This window comes from Paenibacillus sp. FSL F4-0125 (assembly GCF_038008565.1).
Classification (GTDB): Bacteria; Bacillota; Bacilli; order Paenibacillales; family Paenibacillaceae; genus Paenibacillus_AQ.
In genome coordinates, this window is record NZ_JBBOZJ010000001.1 from 5,446,914 (window position 1) to 5,467,374 (window position 20,461).

Annotated in this window: 16 protein-coding genes and 1 pseudogene; 2 read left to right on the forward strand and 15 right to left on the reverse strand. The window is 38.6% G+C overall.

Annotation, left to right across the window (positions count from 1 at the left end):
• Positions 1 to 127 precede the first annotated feature (127 nt).
• From NST74_RS24160 to NST74_RS24230, 15 genes and pseudogenes are all read right to left on the reverse strand, one after another.
• Positions 128 to 1,585: pseudogene (locus NST74_RS24160) on the reverse strand (ABC transporter ATP-binding protein).
• Between the two features lie 729 nt (positions 1,586 to 2,314).
• Positions 2,315 to 3,214, reverse strand: coding sequence for a sensor domain-containing diguanylate cyclase (locus NST74_RS24165; protein ID WP_341114829.1), 900 nt, complete (start codon positions 3,212 to 3,214; stop codon positions 2,315 to 2,317).
• Positions 3,202 to 4,869, reverse strand: coding sequence for a sensor domain-containing protein (locus NST74_RS24170; protein WP_341114830.1), 1,668 nt, complete (start codon positions 4,867 to 4,869; stop codon positions 3,202 to 3,204). Before NST74_RS24170 ends, NST74_RS24165 begins: the two co-directional genes overlap by 13 nt.
• Positions 4,866 to 6,845 (reverse strand): chemotaxis protein CheA, encoded by a 1,980-nt coding sequence (locus NST74_RS24175; RefSeq protein WP_341114831.1) that lies wholly within the window; start codon positions 6,843 to 6,845, stop codon positions 4,866 to 4,868. The genes NST74_RS24170 and NST74_RS24175 overlap by 4 nt, the downstream gene beginning before the upstream one ends.
• Positions 6,832 to 7,278: a chemotaxis protein CheW gene (locus tag NST74_RS24180; protein ID WP_076119447.1), complete on the reverse strand. Its 447-nt coding sequence runs from the start codon at positions 7,276 to 7,278 to the stop codon at positions 6,832 to 6,834. Before NST74_RS24180 ends, NST74_RS24175 begins: the two co-directional genes overlap by 14 nt.
• A gap of 28 nt (positions 7,279 to 7,306) precedes the next feature.
• Entirely contained in the window at positions 7,307 to 9,199 is a 1,893-nt protein-coding gene (locus tag NST74_RS24185) for a methyl-accepting chemotaxis protein (protein WP_341114832.1), read from the reverse strand.
• 249 nt (positions 9,200 to 9,448) lie between these two features.
• Positions 9,449 to 11,023, reverse strand: coding sequence for a cache domain-containing protein (locus NST74_RS24190; RefSeq protein WP_341115966.1), 1,575 nt, complete (start codon positions 11,021 to 11,023; stop codon positions 9,449 to 9,451).
• The gene (locus NST74_RS24195; RefSeq protein ID WP_341114833.1) at positions 11,013 to 11,693 is read right to left on the reverse strand and encodes a response regulator transcription factor; all 681 of its coding nucleotides are present in this window, start codon (positions 11,691 to 11,693) and stop codon (positions 11,013 to 11,015) included. The genes NST74_RS24190 and NST74_RS24195 overlap by 11 nt, the downstream gene beginning before the upstream one ends.
• 427 nt (positions 11,694 to 12,120) lie before the next feature.
• A complete protein-coding gene (locus tag NST74_RS24200; RefSeq protein ID WP_445668210.1) occupies positions 12,121 to 12,231 on the reverse strand; it encodes a LuxR C-terminal-related transcriptional regulator in 111 nt (36 codons plus the stop codon).
• Positions 12,232 to 12,327: 96 nt separating this feature from the next.
• Positions 12,328 to 13,977, reverse strand: coding sequence for a recombinase family protein (locus NST74_RS24205; protein ID WP_341114834.1), 1,650 nt, complete (start codon positions 13,975 to 13,977; stop codon positions 12,328 to 12,330).
• A gap of 417 nt (positions 13,978 to 14,394) precedes the next feature.
• A complete protein-coding gene (locus tag NST74_RS24210) occupies positions 14,395 to 15,177 on the reverse strand; it encodes a DNA-methyltransferase (protein WP_341114836.1) in 783 nt (260 codons plus the stop codon).
• 214 nt (positions 15,178 to 15,391) lie between these two features.
• The gene (locus NST74_RS24215) at positions 15,392 to 16,081 is read right to left on the reverse strand and encodes a hypothetical protein (protein WP_341114837.1); all 690 of its coding nucleotides are present in this window, start codon (positions 16,079 to 16,081) and stop codon (positions 15,392 to 15,394) included.
• 105 nt (positions 16,082 to 16,186) lie between these two features.
• Positions 16,187 to 16,684, reverse strand: coding sequence for a hypothetical protein (locus NST74_RS24220; RefSeq protein WP_341114838.1), 498 nt, complete (start codon positions 16,682 to 16,684; stop codon positions 16,187 to 16,189).
• Between the two features lie 663 nt (positions 16,685 to 17,347).
• Entirely contained in the window at positions 17,348 to 18,559 is a 1,212-nt protein-coding gene (locus tag NST74_RS24225; RefSeq protein WP_341114839.1) for a hypothetical protein, read from the reverse strand.
• Between the two features lie 298 nt (positions 18,560 to 18,857).
• A complete protein-coding gene (locus NST74_RS24230) occupies positions 18,858 to 19,397 on the reverse strand; it encodes a crossover junction endodeoxyribonuclease RuvC (protein ID WP_341114841.1) in 540 nt (179 codons plus the stop codon).
• A gap of 147 nt (positions 19,398 to 19,544) precedes the next feature.
• Between NST74_RS24230 and NST74_RS24235 the strand changes: the two genes are divergently transcribed.
• Together NST74_RS24235 and NST74_RS24240 are read left to right on the forward strand one after the other, a co-directional pair.
• Entirely contained in the window at positions 19,545 to 19,796 is a 252-nt protein-coding gene (locus NST74_RS24235) for a hypothetical protein (protein ID WP_341114842.1), read from the forward strand.
• Positions 19,797 to 20,092: 296 nt separating this feature from the next.
• On the forward strand, positions 20,093 to 20,401 hold the full coding sequence (locus NST74_RS24240; protein WP_341114843.1) for a hypothetical protein: 309 nt from the start codon (positions 20,093 to 20,095) through the stop codon (positions 20,399 to 20,401).
• The last annotated feature ends 60 nt before the right edge of the window (positions 20,402 to 20,461 follow it).

Genomic DNA, 20,461 nt, shown 5'->3' on the forward strand with positions numbered 1-20,461 from the left:
GCTTCGATATTTTCTCCGCACAGCTCATTTCCTTATCACTCTCAGACTTAGGCTTATAATCGGCCAGTTAGATTCATCCTTTGTGATAGTCATACGTTTGCCCACCTAAAAATGTGAATGACGTTCCCTATGATGTGATACGGAATCCGACGGATTGCTGCTGCAGCTTCCATAGACGGCCGTACAATCCGCCTCGTAGTAGTAAAGCTTCATGCCGTCCCTCCACCAGTCGGCCATCTTCCAGCACACAATAATGTTGTCTGCACCTCGTATGGTTTTCAGCCGATGCGCGATAACAATAACGGTTCTGCCCGTAATCAGCGCATCAACTCCCTTCTGAATTTCGGCTTCTTTCTGCGGGTCAAGCGATGCAGTTGCCTCACAGACCCTAGCAAATGTTCTGGATCAATCTCTTTAATATTGCGTCCGCCTAGCAGAACACTTCCTTCGTCAGGATCATAGAAACGTGAGATCAAACGCAGCACTGTACTCTTTCCGCTGCCGGAGGGACCCACGATTGCAGTTAATGAGCCTTGCGGCATTTCTATGCTTAATTGTTTGAGAACTGGGTCACCTCCATAACTGAAGGTAACATTGTCAAAGCGGATGGAACTGCTCTTCGGAAGTGGAGCTGTAGTCCCCGTCATTACCGGCTGGCGAAGCAGGTCTACGATGCGTTCACCCGCTTGTTCGTTGTAACGAAATTCGGCATAGTTGGCGAGCGCCGTCGTCAGTGGATCATAGATGCGTGTGCCGACAATAAGGAATACCGCCAGCTGCAGAATACCGAGCTCCCCGCCTAATAATAGATGAACACCAACGTATACCATTAAGGTCAGACCCGCACGAAGAAGAGCCATAGCCGTTAGAATGACCGGTCCGAATATCCCTTCAAGCTTCACACTTTTCTTCATCAAAGTTCGAAAAGAGCTATCCAAACGGACAAATCGTTCTCCCGTCAGGTTGTAGGCTTTCATCACCCGAATACCATTCAAATACTCCTGTAGCCGATTCGCGGCGTTCAATTTCGCTTTCATATGATTCGTCCCTAATCTGTGCCGCAGTCTGCCTGACAGGTACATAATTAGGAGGGCAACCGGCAGCGCCACGAACATGGAAAGCGCCATCCGCAAGTCGAGGAATAGTAAACCCGCAAGTGCGAATATCGCAGTACAAAAGCCCCTGCAAGCTGTGGCAGCAGATGTGAAACTCCTGTCTCAACCAGCGTGAAATCGCCCATCATCATATTGGCCAGATCACCGGGATCCCGGCGAGTCAGGTAGCCTAGCGGAAGCTTACGCAGATGTTCTGCTAATTCCGCCCGTCCCTGTGCCGCAACATTGTAAGCCCCACGGTATGCAGTGCGGTAAGCGGGGATCTCGCTCAGGAACATCAGTACCATAACAGCGGCTAATCCCGCGCAAATCCACCAAATACGTTCTATCTGAAGCTCTGCACCCACCATAATATAAGGAGCAAAAATCAACCGCACCGCCTCAATTACAAGCGCAAACGGAAGCACACTAACTATGTTAGCCAGTAAGGAAAAAAGTACAGGCTTCAGCAGCTGCTGTGCCCTTTGCATCCGTTGTTCAATCACATAGGCATGGACAGTATAACCGAACATTTCCTTAAAGCCCTTCTTCAATTTGAACTCATTGAGGCAAATAATGCGAGAGAGTCCTGCTAGCATCGGTGGATGTAAATAATCACGTTGCAGAATTTCCTTGGCTAGCCGCAGGCTCTCCATATCATCTCTAGATAGCTTGACTGTGTGGGAAATCCGATCAGCTTCAAATAAAGATTCATTGAGATAGACAGCCATAAGCTCCAGCATTTTCCCCTCCAGATAGAGTTCCCGCATACCCTGACTATAGGAACAATCCGCAATTTGAGACAGAATGAGCCGGATAGATGGTGGGATAGCGTTTTTGCCAAAAAACAACCCAGCTCCTCCCTCCGGCTTGGAGCCGTGTATCCTCGGTCAGTCCGCTGGTCATCCGCTCAAATTGTGCCGGACTCATATCTATGCTGAGGAATCTGTAGCCCGCTCCGCTAAGGTATATACAATATTCACTTCTTATTCCGCCGTGGCGTCTTATGGGCATCAATCGTTTCCACTTCATTCAGACCATCGCTACGCTTCATGCTCATCCCTACTTCCCCTTAATTTGGATTCATTATATATGTATTGAGAATGATTATCAATTGAATGTTCTTTTAGCAAATATGCATAAACAACAAAAAACCTTCCCCCTAAAGGTGAAGAAGGCTTAAACGCGTCACTTTCGAAAGATACATCTAGTACACGGATTTATATGTTTTCTTTCCCTTTTCTTTTCATATCGTACAGTGCGAGATCCGCGAATTTCATTAGTTCTGAAACTGAGCGCCCATTTTCAGGAAAGATTGCACTCCCAATACTGACTGAAATATTATATTGACTATTATTTAGTACACAGGGCTCCTCTAGAGATGCTGTAATGCGGTCTCTCCATTCCCTAATTTCTGATTCACCGAGAATATCAAATATTAGAATAGCGAATTCATCACCGCTTAATCTGCCGATAAGATCCTTGTCTCTTTTACAGGCCAATAATCGCTTAGAAAACTCCTGAAGAAGCTTGTCCCCTGCGTCGTGGCCTAAATGATCATTCATCCTTTTAAAATGATCTAGATCCATAGTTAAAACTCCGAGCTTTAGATATCGTTCCTCTGCATTAATAAGCAAATTCTCAAAAATCTGAATGAACTTTCTCCGGTTGTACAGTCCTGTAAGGAAATCATGGTAGGCCATATACTCCAAGTTCTTCTCATATTCTTTTCTATCACCGATATCCCGGGTAACTACTATAACACTTTGAACTTCTCCGTCTGCATTTACTACCGGTGAGCAAGAAGCCTCCAACCAGATGTAATGACCTTCTTTATGAAATTTCCTCATTTCCGAAATTACGGATTCATTTTTATTTACTACAGCCTCAAAAGCACTTCTAAAGCCAGATAAATCATCAGGATGCACGGATTCAAAAACACTTTTACCGATATATTCAATTGCATCACACCCATAAACATACTGATGAGATCGAGAGGCGTAAATAATCCTACCACATATATCAACTATTTTTATCGTGTCCTTCGAATTCTCAACGATTTGCTTGAATTGTTCATAGTTTCCTCCAAGCAAATCCGTGCTGTAGATCAGAGAATCCATTTACGTTCCTCCATAAATTCAATACACTGTTCAGGCGGCATAGGTTTGCCAATATAGAATCCTTGTGCTTGCTCGCATCCGTGTTCACCGAGATATTCTAGCTGCTCTGACTGTTCCACACCTTCTGCAACAACGGTTAAACCAAGTCCGTGCGCAAGCTGTATAATCATTTTTGTTATAATATCGTCGGGCAAGTCCTGTATAAAGGATTTGTCTATTTTCAGTGTGTTCACTTTAAATTTCTTCAGATAATTTAGTGATGAATATCCGGTACCAAAATCATCTATCGATACTTGTACTCCAAGATCTTGTATTTTGCTTAAAACTTCAATGTTCCTTTCTAAGGAATGCATCAAGACGCTCTCCGTGATTTCAATTTCAAGCCATTGCGGATCGAGCTTATGTTTAATCAGATTTTTGTTAATTTGCTGAAAGAAATCATCTTGCACGAACTGATGTGCCGACACGTTCACCGCTACCCGAATTGGAATAAGACCTTGTTCCCTCCATACGGCACATTGACGGCACGCTTCATTTAGTACCCATTCACCCAATGCCAAAATAAATCCTGTTTCTTCTGCCAACGGGATAAATTCGTTCGGATAAATGATTCCCCTCTTCGGATGATTCCAACGGATTAATGCCTCGAAGCAATCAATAGTATTTGTTAGAATATTTAGCCGGGGCTGATAATGAAGAATAAATTCATTCATCATTAGTGCCCGATGGAACTCACTAGCTAATACGAATCTGCTGTAGGTATCTTTATCCATCCAAGGCTCATACAGTTGAACCCGGTTTTTCCCCATCTTTTTAGCGGAATGCAGCGCAATATTTGTATTTTTCATCAGCGAAATTTTATCCTCACCACAGGAGGGAAACATGCCCGCTCCGATGCTGATCGTCACATTAATTTCAAATCCGTTAACCATGACAGGATTTCTAAAAGCTTGCATCAACTGCTTGGCAATCGATAAAACTTCATCTTCATCACTGACCCGGGGGACAAGCACAGTGAATTCATCCCCGCTAAATCGTGCGAGAAATCCATTGCTGCCAAGACATTCAGACATCCGCTTCCCAACCATTCTCAGAAAAATATCACCAATAGTATGCCCCAACGTTTCATTAATCGACTGAAAACGATCAATATCAATGAAAAGAATGCCGAACCTCTCATCTCTTTCTGCTGCCTTTTCGATCACATTTTTAACCTGAGCTTGAAAGCTATCACGGTTGGGAAGTCCAGTAAGCGTATCTTCGCACTCTATTTTTCTCATAGATGCAACATCCTTTACAATCCCTTGGAAGCCAATCATTTCATTGTTTATATACAGAGGAGATACAGTAAAATCAACCTCATGATTGCTGATGGTTTTTCCCCTGCAAATCATTAATTTGCATGAGATGCGTTCTCCCCTTATCAGCTTGTCCAGAATATTCTGCTCTTGACCTAAACCCTGCGGTAATATGAACTTACTAAGCGTTAGCTGCTTCAACTCCTCCACGGAATAACCTGTTAATCTCGACATAGCCGGATTGGCATCGGTAAACTGACCTTCGCAATCCATTAGAATTACGGCATCGTGATTGTGCAGAAATAACGAGCCGTAAAGTTGTGACCTGAGTTTCTCGTTAAATATATCCATTTTCATTCTGCCCTTGCAGGCTTGCTCCCGCTGAGCATCTGCACATTACGAATGAAGCTTGAAATATCCAGAATTAATGCCACCTTGCCATCTCCCAGAATTGTAGCTCCAGCGACATTGTTTATGGTTCCAACATAAGCCCCGAGTGATTTGATAACAACCTCCTGAATCCCGATTAATTCATCAACAACCAGTGCCAATCGTCTCTCTGCCGACCCCACGATCACTATAGAAATCGGACTCCCGTCCCATTCAAATCTTGAGATATTAATATGGTCGTGAATCCATTCAAGCGGAATTACCTGATGACGTAAGAAAACCACTAATTGCCCTCGTACTGTATGAATATCTTTCCGTGTAATTTTTACAATCTCAGAAATATTGCTCATGGGAATGATATAGGTTTGATTATGTAGCTTCACCAGTAGCCCGGAAATTATAGCCAACGTCAGCGGCAGCTTAATGATGAAACGAGTACCTTCTCCCAATTTCGTTTCTATGTCAATTAATCCATTCAGCTTCTCAATGTGACTCTTAACGATATCCATGCCTACACCACGGCCAGATACTTCGCTTACTGCCCTCGCCGTGGAAAAACCAGCGTTAAAAATTAGATAGATCGTTTCCTGGTCCGTTAGCCTAACTGATTCTTCAAGTGTAATAATTCCTTTATGTATAGCCGTCTGTCTGATTTTATTGATATCAATGCCCGCTCCATCATCTTCAACTTTGATGATCACTTGATTATCCTCATGTGCCGCCGTGATCCGAAGATGGCCCTTAGAGCTTTTCCCGTTACGCACCCTTAACGAGGGCTCTTCGATCCCATGATCCATAGCATTCCTTATTAAATGAATTAGCGGATCTCCGATCTCTTCAATTAATGAACGGTCCATCTCCGTTTCAGTTCCGGACAATTCAAGCTCCACCTCTTTATGGAGACTTTGGCCCAAGTCACGAACTAACCGCGGAAACCGATTAAACAAATGCTCAATCGCGATCATTCTAACTTTCATAATATTGTTACGAAGGTCGGATACGACTTTATTAACATGATCAGAAACGGATTCTAACTCCTCAATATCTTTGTCTGACTGATACTTTCTCAGTAATTCGCTCTTCACATTATTAATCCTAGTCTGATCAATAACCAGTTCACCAACTAGATTCATTAACTGCTCCAAATGCTCAATATTGACCCTGATCGTTGATTGTGTGTTCCTTTTTTTCTGAAGAGTTGGAGATTCATTCGCCTTAGTTCCCACTCGTGAATCAGCTATTTCATAAACCTCAACCTTCTCAACATCCATGTAAGAAAGCACATGGTCTTTTATTTCAGATTCACTCCAATTCGTGACACACACGATCTTAATATTTTCAAATAGAGAATCATCCTGCTGTTCTTCTAGTGGAGGCTGGCATTGAATTACTTCTGCACATTCTTGAAGTTGATTGAGGATGACCATACACCGGACCAACTTCATTTCACAGGCTGGGGAAATGAAGATGTTTAGTTCAAGACGTTTCTCTACTTGCTGCCTTTCTGTAAGAACTATAGGGGCAGCGCTAAATACCTTATTCTCCACTGCTGCTGAATGGTTCAACATTTCATGAAATTGATTCATAATCACATCAATATTTACTGAGATTTCTTTATCATGAATCAGGTCAGCTTTCATCATTTGCAAATGATCCAGCCCGTTAAATAACAAACCGATCATTTCTGAGGTTATATTCAAATGCCTGCTTCGAACCTTTTCAAGAATATTCTCCATTTCATGTGTTAAATTCATGATTCCATGGAATCCCATAACGGATGAAGAACCCTTAAGGGTATGTGCAGCTCGAAAAAGACTTTGTATCCCTCTTTCGGACTCTCCCTCTTTCTCCAAACGTAACAACTCGCCTTCTATCAGCTGAAGCTGCTCTTCCATCTCCTCAAAAAACAATCCCTTATATTGGCTTACTTCAGAGCTGTCCAATGTTCTCGTCCTCCTTGACAAGAACCTGATCTAGCTTCAATATGCCCACCATTGCATCATCGATTATTCCAATCGCTGAAAATCCGGTACTATTTACTTCTCCTAGCCGATCCGGGGAGAGCTGAATATCAGAAAATGTTGTCACCTTATCTACACGGTCTACGACTACTCCTACCGTTTCCTCAATATAATTGACCACAACGATTCTAGTATGTTTCGAGTACTGTTCTTCTTTCAAGCCAAATAATCTTCTGAGACAGATGACAGGAATAATTCTCCCCCTTAAATTAATCACACCTTTAACATAGGGCATCACATTAGGGAGTTCACTGATCTCCTGCATTTTAATAATTTCCTGGATCTCTGAAATATGAATTGCATATTTCTCTTGCAGCAATTCAAACTGAATATATTGCTCCCGCCCCGACTTCATTTCATCACCTTCCTTAAGCAATTCCAAATTACTCGACCGACTTATTCAGTTTAAAAATAGAAATGGCCTCATTAAGGTCCTCAGCTAATCTGGCCAGCGATTGTGTGGTTGCTGCTGTTTCTTGCGAAGCAGCAGCAGCCTCTTCACTAGCCGCGGAGATTGTCACGATACTATTTAGTACCTCTTTGGATTGTGCTGCTTGCTCTTCACTTGCGGCGGCGATTTCATGCACCTTTTCTGTTGAATGATTGACCATTCTGACAATGCTGTCGAAGGCTTCACTGATTTTAGCAGTTTTCTTTACAGCCTGAGAAACTGATTTCACACTGAGCCCAGTATTATTTTGCATCCCTTTTATGATCTCCGTAATTTGCTTAGTCGCGTCCCCACTGCGTTCAGCCAGCTTTCTGACCTCATCAGCTACAACGGCGAAACCACGTCCCTGATCCCCCGCTCTAGCTGCTTCAATAGCCGCGTTTAATGCCAATAGGTTCGTTTGCTCGGCAATATCGTCAATCACCTCGATAATGTCACCTATTTTGTTTGAATCTAATTCCAATCGTGACATTTGTTCATTCACGCTGGTCATACCTTCAATAGATTCTGTTACCACTTTCCCACCCTCTTGAGCAATTCGTTCCGTTTGATTGCTCAGTTCTGAAGCTTCTTCCGCACTTTCCGCGACAGATTCTATAGCATTTGTCAGTTCCTTAACCAGTTGACTCATTATTTGTGCTGAATTGGCCTGATTCATACTACCGCCGGAAATTTCCTCAGTGGTGGCTGATATTTGCTGAGATGCCGCTGCCACTTGTTCCGAAACGGATGCCACATTCGACATCAAGGATCTTAAATTGGTAATCATATCTTGAAGATTTAACCAAAGCTCACCAACCTCGTCCTTGTTCTTAATTTTTTTATTAGCATCTGATAGATCCCCCTGCGCAACCCGCTTCAGTTGTTCAGATACAATCCGAATGGGTTTAGCTATCGAACCACTAATGAATATTGACAGGAATACTATTAAAATCGCTGTGATCACCATAACTATAATCATGCTATTTTGCACAGATTTGGCACCTGCCAAAACCGAGCTCATAGGAATACTAAAATATAGGCCATATCCCGTTTCATTTATTGGCGAATAGGCGAGTAAGTACTCTTCACCGTTCTGTGTATATATGTTTGTAGTAGAATCCTTACTTTTCAAATTTAAAAGAGTTGTTAGGCTTTCATCAACTCCAGCCTGCTCAACCTTTGTGCCAATTAGTTTATCATCGCGTGCAACCTGGAAACGGCTCTGCTCATCGACAAGCATAACTTCCATATTCGTCACTTGGTCTTGTTCCGCAGTCTGACTAAGTGAAAAATTGTTAATTAGAGATTCAAAATTTACGGTTGCATACATCAGGCCAATTACAATCCCTCTAGCATCTTTTACAGGAGAGGCCACAACAATAATTCGATTCCCGGTCGTTTTAGAGGTCAGAATTTCAGAATACGAAGATTTTCCCAGCATTCCAGACTGAAAGTACGATCGGTCAGTAATGTTTAATCCAATGGTATCCTTCGCAGAAGAGGCAGTAACGGTGCCCCCCTTCTGTGCAAATCCGACACCCTCATAAACACTTGTCTGCTCTTCGATCTGTTTCAAATACGGATTTATTCTTTTAGGTTCTGCCGATTGTAAAATTTCTGTTTTAGCTGCGAGCTCAATTTGTGCCTTCCGACGATCAAGCCATTCATCCATCCCTTGTGCTTTACTATCCACAAGACTCTGCATAGATTCTTTTTCTTTTTCATTTAACCTTTCTGCAGTCTGGTTGTAAGTAAACACCGATGAAAAAATTAATGGAATGAGAGAAACAACAACAAACCAAATTGTGATTTTTGTTTGTATGCTTTTGAACAATTTACCCATTGACTGTATACCTCCAGATAATCTTTTTTTCCACAAAATCACATTCTCATTGTCAGACGTAATCATATTTGGTTAATTATCTCGTTCCAGCTATTGATTATCAATCGGGGAATTCACCTAAGAAACGAGCCCAGACCAGACCAAAAAGTCATGAAAACCCGGTGTCATTAGCATCAAAAAAACACTCCCTAGAGTTTCATCGGTACACCTGACGGCTGATCCCGAATTATTCCAAGGAGTGTATTAATATCATTCTGCTGGAAGAGGAATTGAAATGGATACCTGTGTTCCCATTCCAAGGTCCGATTCGATGTCAAAGGATCCTTCTAGCAGAAGGATCCTTTCTTTCATCCCATTTAAACCAAATCCATCTTTTCCTGGGCGTTTATCCGAAACCTTAAAACCAACTCCGAAGTCTTGGATAACTAAATCCAGTTGATCATTATTGTCAAATATATCGATTGTTATCTTGTCACTTTTAGAGTATTTCCTTGCATTTAACAGCGCCTCTTGAAACACCCGATACACGGCTAGTTCAATTTCTTGCGGATACCGCCGGTTCGTTGTATGATTTCGGAAATCAACCTGTATTCCCCACTTCAATTCATATGTCTTTATATAAGCAGTCATGGCTGGAGTCAGCCCTGACTTTTCTATTGACGCAGGCCTAAGCCCATTAATAATCGATTTTAATTCGGACATCGCCCGTGATATTTCTGCTTCCACATCGTCAAGATATCTCTGGGTCGATTCATTCAAATGCTTCTCCCGATTTAGCAAATTCATTGCTACTACAACACTGTATAGGGATTGTCCGATCCTATCATGTAATTCCCTAGCTAGACGTTTTCTCTCTTCTTCCTGCGCTCTAATCATATTTAGATTCATCATGTTGCGCAAACGGGATTCACTCTCTGACAACATACGAAGATATTGTTCAGATTCATCGTTAATCGAACACACAGCTACTTTCTTCCCCAAAAATTTCTGCAGATTTTTTGACATATTATTAAAGTTATCTGCCAACACACCAAATTCATCATTTACTTTAAAGTGTATGTTTTGCTTTATATTTCCTCTTCCCACTTCATTTAAGGCATTACTGATTTTATTTACCTTAAAGATTACTCTTCGAGTAAATAAGAAGATGAGAATATAAGCAACACAAAAAATTAATGCCGTTACTTTCAAAAAAGTATATTTCATGGTTTCCAATCTTCTGGTGTAAATCATTTCTTCTCTTCCGCCAGCCCCTACAACCCAATCCCATGGGGCGTAATATTCCTGATAGGAGATAAAAGTGTACACAGGTTCACCAGGATTCTGCCATACCTCGCGAAAGATTCTTCCTGTTTTTTTCAAATTAGTCCATGATTCTCTTATCGTATATTTACCATCCACCTTCAAATCCCACATATTCCGGCCCTCGAAGTTGAAAGGATGCATGGCCATAGTTCCATTAGGCTGAATAGCCCAAATATACATATAATCATTGGTCGACATTTTTGATTTTGATATATCACGCAGGCCATTATGATCTTTAGGTCCCAGTAAATAAGTTCTGACAATGTCTTGGGCATCTTCAAGCTTCATATCTCCGTCTTCAACCCTTTGATTCATTGCATCCATAAAACCAACGGCATCCTTCAGAGTATTAGTAAACATCTCACCACCTACATCCAATACTTGACGTTTTGCAACTTCATAGGAGACAAAGAAAGTGATGATCATTGTAGAGGATATAATTATTAGTGTAATAGTAAAAAACTGTACCGTGATATTTAAAGGTCTCCTCTTCTTTAATGGCATCAGCTTAATCACCATCACTTTTTCTGTTCAATAACCCATTCGATTCCGCATAGCTCACAAGCTCATGTCTTGTGAACAACTGTAATTTAGCCATTATTTTACTTTTATGTGACTCTACAGTCTTCACTGAAATGAAAAGCTTATCTGCAATTTCTTTGTTATAAAAGCCTTTAGAAAGCAGAACTAAAACCTCTTGTTCTCTTGCTGATAAATTTGATTGATTAAGACTAACTTTCTTCTTTGAAGTTTTAGTGGATTTGGAGACTTCCGGTTGATTAATCATTAAGTGCTTCATTGCATGAGGATAAAGATAAGGTAGGTGTGAGTATACAGAATGGATCGCGGAAAAGAATTCGGTTTCTCCATATGTTTTTAATAAATATCCTGAAGCACCAGATTCAAGAATTTCTTCTAGATGATCTGATTCATCCAACATAGTGAGTATCAGTACCTCAACCTCTGGCATAAGCTTCCTGATCTTCCTTGTAGCCGTAAGACCATCCATAACTGGCATGCAGATATCCATTAGAACAATATCAGGTCTAAGCTTAAGCGTTTTTTCTATGGCTTCCTCACCGTTATCTGCCGTACCAACAACTTCCAAATCCTGTTGGCCATCGATCAGCAACATAAGACCTCTCAGAAGTATTTCATGATCATCTACAATTAATAAACGAATCGTCATTTGTTTTTGTCATCCCTCGAATGAAAGAATAGATTAAGTCAAAGCTTCTAAAACCAGATTTCGGGCTTTTTTCATCTGTAGCCACGCAATCTTGATCTATACAAACTACAAAAGTCCTCCCTAAAATTGGAGAACTTTCATTTCAAATAGAATTAATAGTATCCCATTCATTAATAAAAATTCATTTCTAAATTATGTATATCAGTAGCTTTGAAGAGAACTAGCTGCAAGAAACAATAAAAACCGCAAATTTAGACATTTTAATTTAAAATCTAACAATTTTCATTATTTATAATAATACCTTTGACCCAATTTTACAAGATTTCTCCACATATGACTATACGATTTCTCTCCGAAGCAACAAAAAACCTCCCCACACCCTAAGGTGGAGAAGGCTTAAACGCGTCACTTCCGAAGACATGGCCAGCTATATTTTCAGCTCCCCAAGCTTGATCAGCTCGACAACCGCTTGTGAACGGCCTTTAACGTTTAGTTTTTGCATTACATTCGTAATGTGTTTTGAAAGGCACTCACTGATAACCCAAACTCACTTTCTCAATTTATCCCAGTAAAGTAAAAAAAGCAACCTCACGTTAATATCTTAACGTTGATTGCTCTAAGCGAACTTATTATATTATTGCTTGCCAGCTGCGATTTCGTTCTCCACGATACTTGTTTCAGCCAATTGCAGTCCGAATGTCGTCTTGACTGATATGTTACCTTCACGATCAACTGTAATCTTGTGTATGAGCTTTTTTATGATTGACTTTAGTTCTTCAAATTCTTCTTCGTCGTCAAAGTTCAATGTCAGTAAGTCATCTAATGAGTCCTTAATTTCGTCATAGAGCTCCTGCAAGTCATTTTTCTTTTCAACATCTTTACAGTATTCCTCTAACTGATATTCAAGTTCAAGTAGTTCGGACTCAAATTGTTTTTTCTCATATGAATACTGTTTTTCATCTATTTCACCAAGGGTTTTATCCTTTCTTAATTGAAACAACATTGTTCGATTACTTGCAATTTGCTTCTCAAGCTTGGTAATCTTTTTCTCGTTTTCCTTCTGATCAACATTGATTAAGTCTTTATATTTATTGAATAATAACTCCACCGAGCTTATATCACCAATCTGATCTGATATGCTTGTAAGCAGGTCTTCTTTAAAAGGATGGTAGGGCAACCAGAATGCGTTATTACACCCAACATTACCTTGCCTCCGTCTTTTTGAACATATTAGATATCTATATTCTTTACCTGCTTTACTATTTGAACGACTTTTTGATTTCATTGTCACCATGGCAGAACCGCAATGGGCGCATTGAATAATTCCTGAGAATAAGTTCTTATTATTACGTATGCCCCCTCTCTTTCCTCCACCACGCTTTAATCGAAGTTCCTGTGCTAAAATAAATATTTCTTTGCTGATAATTGCTTCATGTGTTTGAGAATCATGAGCTTTTTCCCACTTACTTTTATCACGTTGAACTAATTTTTTTGACCTATCCGATAAATATTCAGTACTGCTATAAACAACTATTGATTCATATTTACCAAAAACATTAACACCAGTATAAGCTTCATTCTGTAAAATTCTTTGGATGGATGTGACCCCCCAAAAGCCTCCTTTGGGCGACTTCACTTTCTTCACTTCATTTAAGAAATTGACTATTTCTTTCTCGCCTAACTTATGTGCAGTGTAGAGTTGAAAAATAAGTTGAACAATTTCTTTAGTATCCTCTTCTGGTACTAATGTTTTTTTATCATCTATTACTATTTTTTTATAACCGTATGGAGCAATGCTACCTATAAAATTTCCTTTCAACGCAGACTGTCTCAAGCCACGTCGTGAGCTAAAACTGGTCTGCTCACTCATTTTCTGATTCACAGCCGATATAATTTGAAACTTCAACTCATCGTTATTATATAGAGAGTCATAACCCTCATCTATCGATATAAGACGAATCCCCAGCGTATCCACAATTATTCGTTTTAATGAAAGAGAGTCCAAAGAATCTCTAGAGAATCTTGAAAGCGCCGCAAAAATGATAACATCAAACCTTCTCTTTTTAGCATCATTAACTAATTGTTGAATAGCAGGGCGATTTATGATGTTCGTTCCTGTGTCCCTATCCTCATAAACATTACCTTCAATTATTTCAAGATCCATTTGACGCGCCTTTTCACGGCAGACTGCTTCCTGATGTTCTGGACTATCCTTTTGACTTGCTTTTGTAGTACTTACCCGTACATAAATTGCTGTGCGTTTTCCTTTCTCTATATCCGTCAATTTTAAAACCTCCAATTGTCTATATCAAAAAAGGTCCCCTTGCAAGTAGCATAGAGACCTGGAAAACAATCTATTTTTAGAAACTGTTCTACATAGCTCGTCTATTGTGTTGGATTTTTTTTATCCTCATGTTACTTATTCCGAAATCACCAGCATTTTTGTGTATGGTCTGTTTCGCTAAATCGTCGATAATATGATTTAAATTTGATTCTCCGTATAAAATATTTATTGTATAAGGTCTTGAATCATGGCGATTTCTCATTTCTATGACTCCCTCCATTAGCTTCCTCTTACTCTAAGTGTATTCTTTAATTAACTTGTACTATGCAGTCCAGGGAGCGAGATGTAATCCCGCCCGATATAATCACTGGATGATAGCACGATTTTTTAATCTGCCAAAATTATGTAAAGAGAGTCTTAACTTATAAGATTTTTTTCCACTAAAGATTTATTCATATCAATGTCATCTAATCGATTATTTGCAAGTTCTATGTACTCTCTGTTCGTTTCAAAAGAGATAAATGAACGATTAGTCAATACTGACGCTACAGCTTCTGTACCGCTCCCACAGAAAGGAATTAATACAGTATCATTAATATTGGAATGAAGTTGAATCAGTTTCACTGCTAGCTGCAACGGCTTCTGGCAAGGGAACTTACCATGTGTTTTTTCTCTTTTTGGTGTAAGAGCTGTCTCAAAAACATTTTGAATATTTTTACCATTATTAATTGCCTTCGCATAATCAAGATTATATGTCATAGAGCCACCTGGTTTCGTTGCCAAAATAATAAACTCGGTAGCATATGTAGCGTTAGTTCCCAAAAAACTTGGCGGTGGGTTCTTTTTTTTCCATACATATTGTGTTTTTATTTTAAAGCCCAATTGTCTCATTACGTAGCCAGTTATAAAAATACTATGGTGGCTGCCATAGCATAATATTGAGCCTCCTGGTTTCAATACTCTGTAACATTCACGAAGCCAATTGGTTGTGAATGTTTCATAATCCTCGATATTATCCCACTGCTCATTAATTGCCTTAAAACCTTTCTTTGATTTCACTTTTGCACCCTCTTTGCCAACGTTGTAAGGAGGGTCAGCCTCTACATGGTCAATACAATTAGCAGGTATGTATCTCATTCCTTCAATGCAGTCCATTTGGCATACACGATTTAGTTCAAAACTCCCTAATATTTTTTTCATTTTAATTATCCTCTCTGAATTTGTATTACCCCCTACGCCTTACAGCATAGGGGATTAATTAGATATACTTAATTAGCAAAAACTAAAAATGCAGCCGGATACTTATGGCAAAAATCTGCATATAATTGCTGAATCAGAATTTGTCTATCGATAAAATTGCCACTAAATATTACGCATAGCCCTTCCTCTCTAAAGAAGAGCGCAAGTTTCCTTATTAAGTAAATGAAGTTTTACAAGTCCTGCACTTCTTCAAATGGTCTAAAATACAAACTTCACAAATAACAATCATTTTGCTTGGACAGTTCTCTATTAAAATGTCCTCTGAGCGTTGCTTCGACAACAATTGCCCACATGAATCACAAATCTCAAACATTTCCAGAAAGAAGTCGTCGCTTAGCAATTCTTCCCTATATTGCTGAGATAAATATTGGTAAACCTTTGTGTTACTATTTACTTTTGTGAAATATAATTTTTGTTCTCTGCTATAAAACTTATGTAAATAGAAAGCCAAACGATGAAGCCCCCACTCTTCAAAATCTTTATAATCAGTAAATTCATTAAGCTGCATGAATAATTCAGAAAGTGAAAGTGATAATGTAAATGAAATATTATGACGGCTTTGGAAAGCATGATTTCTATCAATCCCTTCTCGGGCAATCTCAAAGTTAGGTGTGCTATAAATTGGTGCCTTTGTGATGCAATAAGCAAGGTCATTATCGTCGCAAAGATAGTCAACCGATTGAACACATGATGCAGACAACAGCATTAAAGAAATATACTTTAAGTTTTCTGGTACAGTTCCGCTGACTCTGATAAAACCATTTTCAGTCTGCTCGGTAATAAGGGTCTCATTTTGTAGAGCCATGTTGAGATAAAGTCGATTTTTTATATTATTTCTATTCATGATATTTGCTCCTCCAATTACATGGTTATGTCTTGTTTTGATTATTGATTTTTGAATAGATATCTCTTTTACGTTAATTTTGATTTTATTACATGCTATCTACTATTATTTTTCTCTTATCTCTGGAAGCCGCTCAGCACTGATTAACATACCTCCATAATTAATTCTTGCTTTTTTAGGGAGTTCAGATATGTTTGTTTTTGTTCTATTCATTGCCTTCATAGTGTAGTAGATTGCTGTCATGCTATATTCTTGATTTTCCAAAAATTTAATTACCCTTCTAAATGGATACACATTAATAATTTCATTTTCAATGTCTATTTCTACAAAGATATCTTCTATACAAGTTCCCTTACCGATCACCCAAACTGCATTCTTGAAATTACGTATAAGAGTTTGTCCATAATAGTAACCTACAGCTGCAACAATCACATAATGTACCGAATTATCCGTTTCAGAGTTAAACCGAACAAGTAATTTCTCCAACTGGATTACCGATTTAATATTATAGTTAACCGAAACTCCCAATTCTTTAAAAATTTCTTTGTCATTACTTCGTATTGCCTCGAACAACTGAACTCCCGCATTATCCATCTTCCACATTTTAATTTCCTCCAATTTCTTTTATTAATCTTTGTCATCCTTCCATGAATGACTATCTCATTTCATACGGCATTCTGGTCTTTCTCTAGAGCAGTGCAACTCGGATACTCCGTGCCATCCGCTACCCTATTCCCTTACGTAGGTTCATGGCAGATTTACACGGTGTCACCATACCCAAGGTATGGCTTTAAGCAAATTTTTTATTGTCAAAGGACGGGGCGCCATTTCTGCTCAAAACAAAAAGAGCAGGAACTCTGTCCGAAAGACACAGAATTCCTGCTCTATAAAAATAGAGCCATGAATTCTTATGCTTCGATACAGAAGCGGCAATATAGTTGGTATGCCATTAGCTTTTAGTAATCCATTTGATGGATTGGGCAGACTGCACCCTTAAAAGCTCAAAATTGAGAAAGACATTAAAGCTCAATTTAGATATTACTTAATGGCTTTACCACACATAGCCTACCCTCATTCTGAGGGCTTCCATATCGCTGGCTCACCTTTGTGAGCAAGCATAAGAATTAATAGCTCTTGCATGATGTTCAGTAGTATTATAGATAACTCTCTATGGACATTCCTCCATTCATTATTTGGAATTCACCGCCTTATTGGGGTGAATTCCAGTATACACGACGTATAAAATGTTGTAAAGAGTTATTTATTTTATATATCATCATCCAAAAGATAGTCATATTCAAAGTCATAATTAGAACATATCAATTCGTCTAATTCACGACTTATCAAGGTCTGCTCATTCATTGCTTCATTAGCCACAATGCGTTCTCGTGACTCTTGCTCCGCATTATTCAACTGTTTTGTCAAATATTCGCGCCATTGTCCATCACGATCAAGGCTTAGTACGCCATTAATATCTTTTTCATAGTTTTCAAGTTCCTTTTGGAGAACAATGACTCGCTCTTCCTTGCTTTTTGCAATTGTTATCTTTAGCAGCTTTAATTGCCTTGAGAAATGTAGTTTTATGTATTGCTCCCATTGCTCTTCTCTCTCAGATATCTCTCTCATTCTGTCCTCTGTAAGCTTACCTCGCTCTTTTGCTCTTAACTGAGAAGCTTCCGTTAATATTTGATCATAAATAAATGTTGAAATATCCTCTATGTTCGGCACTTCTTTAAATTCATACTCAGATACTTTCAAAAATATTTTTTGAACAATCTCATATCGAAAATCCGCTTTGCTTAACATGTTTTTAAAGTTGGCTACTAGACCTTTTCGATTCTCACTATCACCAAATGGTATATTGAAGTGTGAAAGGATCCAACTGAATTGACGAAGCAATAAAGCTACAATTTTCTTCTCTGATGCCCTATTAAAATCAAAGACTTTAAAGTTAGCTATCGGATTTACTTTGTAATCTATCTCGTGCCAGTTTAATTGGCGCTTATCCAATGATATTTGCTTTATCTTAAAATCTATTAATTTCAAATCTTCAAGATATCTACAAGCTCTCACACGGAAGAAACTAGGCAATATGATCTTCTCCCAATCGGAGAAATCAAACACTAATGGAACAGCCACCATTGTCTTCTTAGCATTCTTGCTCGTCACATGATAACCATCCGTAAATCCAAACCCAACTAGAAGGAGTTCCTCCCAAACAGTGCATCCTTTGCGTTTTGCCGTTCTTTTCCGAAAAGCCGACTCATCTCTATAACCAAGGTCCTGAGCCAGGTCTCTTTTATTTATCTGCAGCATGAAATGGTCTTCCACTAGCTCTGTATTTTCTCCCGTTAAATTTGCTATGTACCAATACAACATTTCTCCAACCTGATAAGCTTCTTTGCTTAGAATTCTAAAGTAAGCTAATCGAAAAAACTCATGCGCCAAACGCACCCGTTCATTAGTTTTATAAGACATTACTAATCACTCCTAAAATATTATTACTCGTTAGTTTCGAGTGATCATATCGTATATTAGGAATTGGAATTGTCAAATTCAACCGTAACTTTTCATATGCGTGCTATACCCATTGTCTAATAACCAAAAATATAGATAATACATCTATATTGAACCCAAAACCTTTTCTGATAAATAAAAGATTATTTCTATTCTCATAAAAGATGTATGTTCTGATGATATTGTTCTAGCGATTAAAATACAAAGTATCTATCAAGCAATAAAACCTTCTCTATAAAAAAACAGGCTGATGTCATTTCTAGATGGACCGCATATCATAATTAACTAATTTGGAATTAACAAATCCCACCTTTTCAAGCCCTTGTAACTGTATTCCATAGAAGCAAGCCATCAGTATTGCATCCGACATGTCGTGGGTAAAATCAGAACCCTCATTTAACCACTGCTTCATCCATTCATAAACTGCTTGTTTATCTGACTCTGGCAAATGATAGTAAGATTTCGCCCACTTATTTCGGTAAGTGGATACATATAAGGGTGACTCAAAACTAACACAATTATTGTAGCAATAGTGTCTTATAAAAAACTGCAAAGAGGCTAGTTTCATAAATGTGCTGGAGCTAACTCCGTGAAAAATTTGTTCCGTAACAATTGCCTGTATTCCCCACTCATCATGAAGTTTATTCAACATCTTTTGTAAAGATAGAATTCGAATAAAGTAATCAAGTCGAGTATCTAATTTAATTGCTCCATATTGATGTATTTGGAATTCATTGTTGGTATTTTCAGCTATGCAATAACCGAATCGATCTATTGATTGATCGCAAAATAAATACATGACATACCCTCCCATAAGTAAAAGTGAATAATTGAGTATATAGGTACACCTCAAATTATCCAAATGTCTAAGGGGGGTTGACTTAAGTATTCTGGTATCCTAGGATGGTCCACAACAGGTTTCATCTTATTAAGGAGGTCTTTCGGTATGACTATAATAAGTTATTTGCTTTCCCCAAATTTCCTAATGATTTATGGAGCGCTTATTGTTACGGTAGTGTCTCTTTATCAATACTATGAGCGTTTCAAGGTGCATTTTATTTTCAGACAACCAAATCACGTACTTGCAATTCAGTATGCTATGGCTGATCCCAAGCTTGTCAATAAAATGATTACGAGATATGGAAAGAAGCTTTCAGAAAGACATAATACAATTATTTCTCAAATTAATTTCCATTAATTATATGTTTTTTTAGATTATTCTTTTACTTTGCACCTACTTGAGAGCCTATTTAACCTATTGCTCATCGTTATTGATACTATTATTTTCTTCGTTAAATAATAGTATCTTGAATTAGGCAAAGATATTGAGCCGTAATTAAAAACCTAATACATCTAATGTATCTGATATATCCAATGTAATAGTTATGATAGTTATATTAGATTTATCAGATCTAATAAATTTATCAGATCTGATAGATAAATTAAATCTGATAGATAGGATGTATCCGCCATTAAAACCTTTAGGAGAAATCAATGCAAAATATGAACAGCACAAAAATTGGATTTTACACTATGGGAAATGATAACGAGAGAGAGTTTCAACTTGCTCAACTGTTATGTTACGCACTTCTCAATAATATTAAGTCTGACCAAATCGTTTATTACGAAGACGATACTTCAGAGATAAGCTCACTTTGCTTTTTAGCTAAGTATCCAATTATAACAACCTTGGTGATTTATGATCCAGCTGAATCTATAGGTTCCACCGAAAGAGTTATCCAGCTATTTTCTATTATAAGAGCCTTGCATAGGATCAAAATCATTAATCTTTCTGAAATGTAAAAATGCAATTAGAAAAATGATTCTCTTTGTGACAAATCCATCAAAGGAAATGGAATTTTT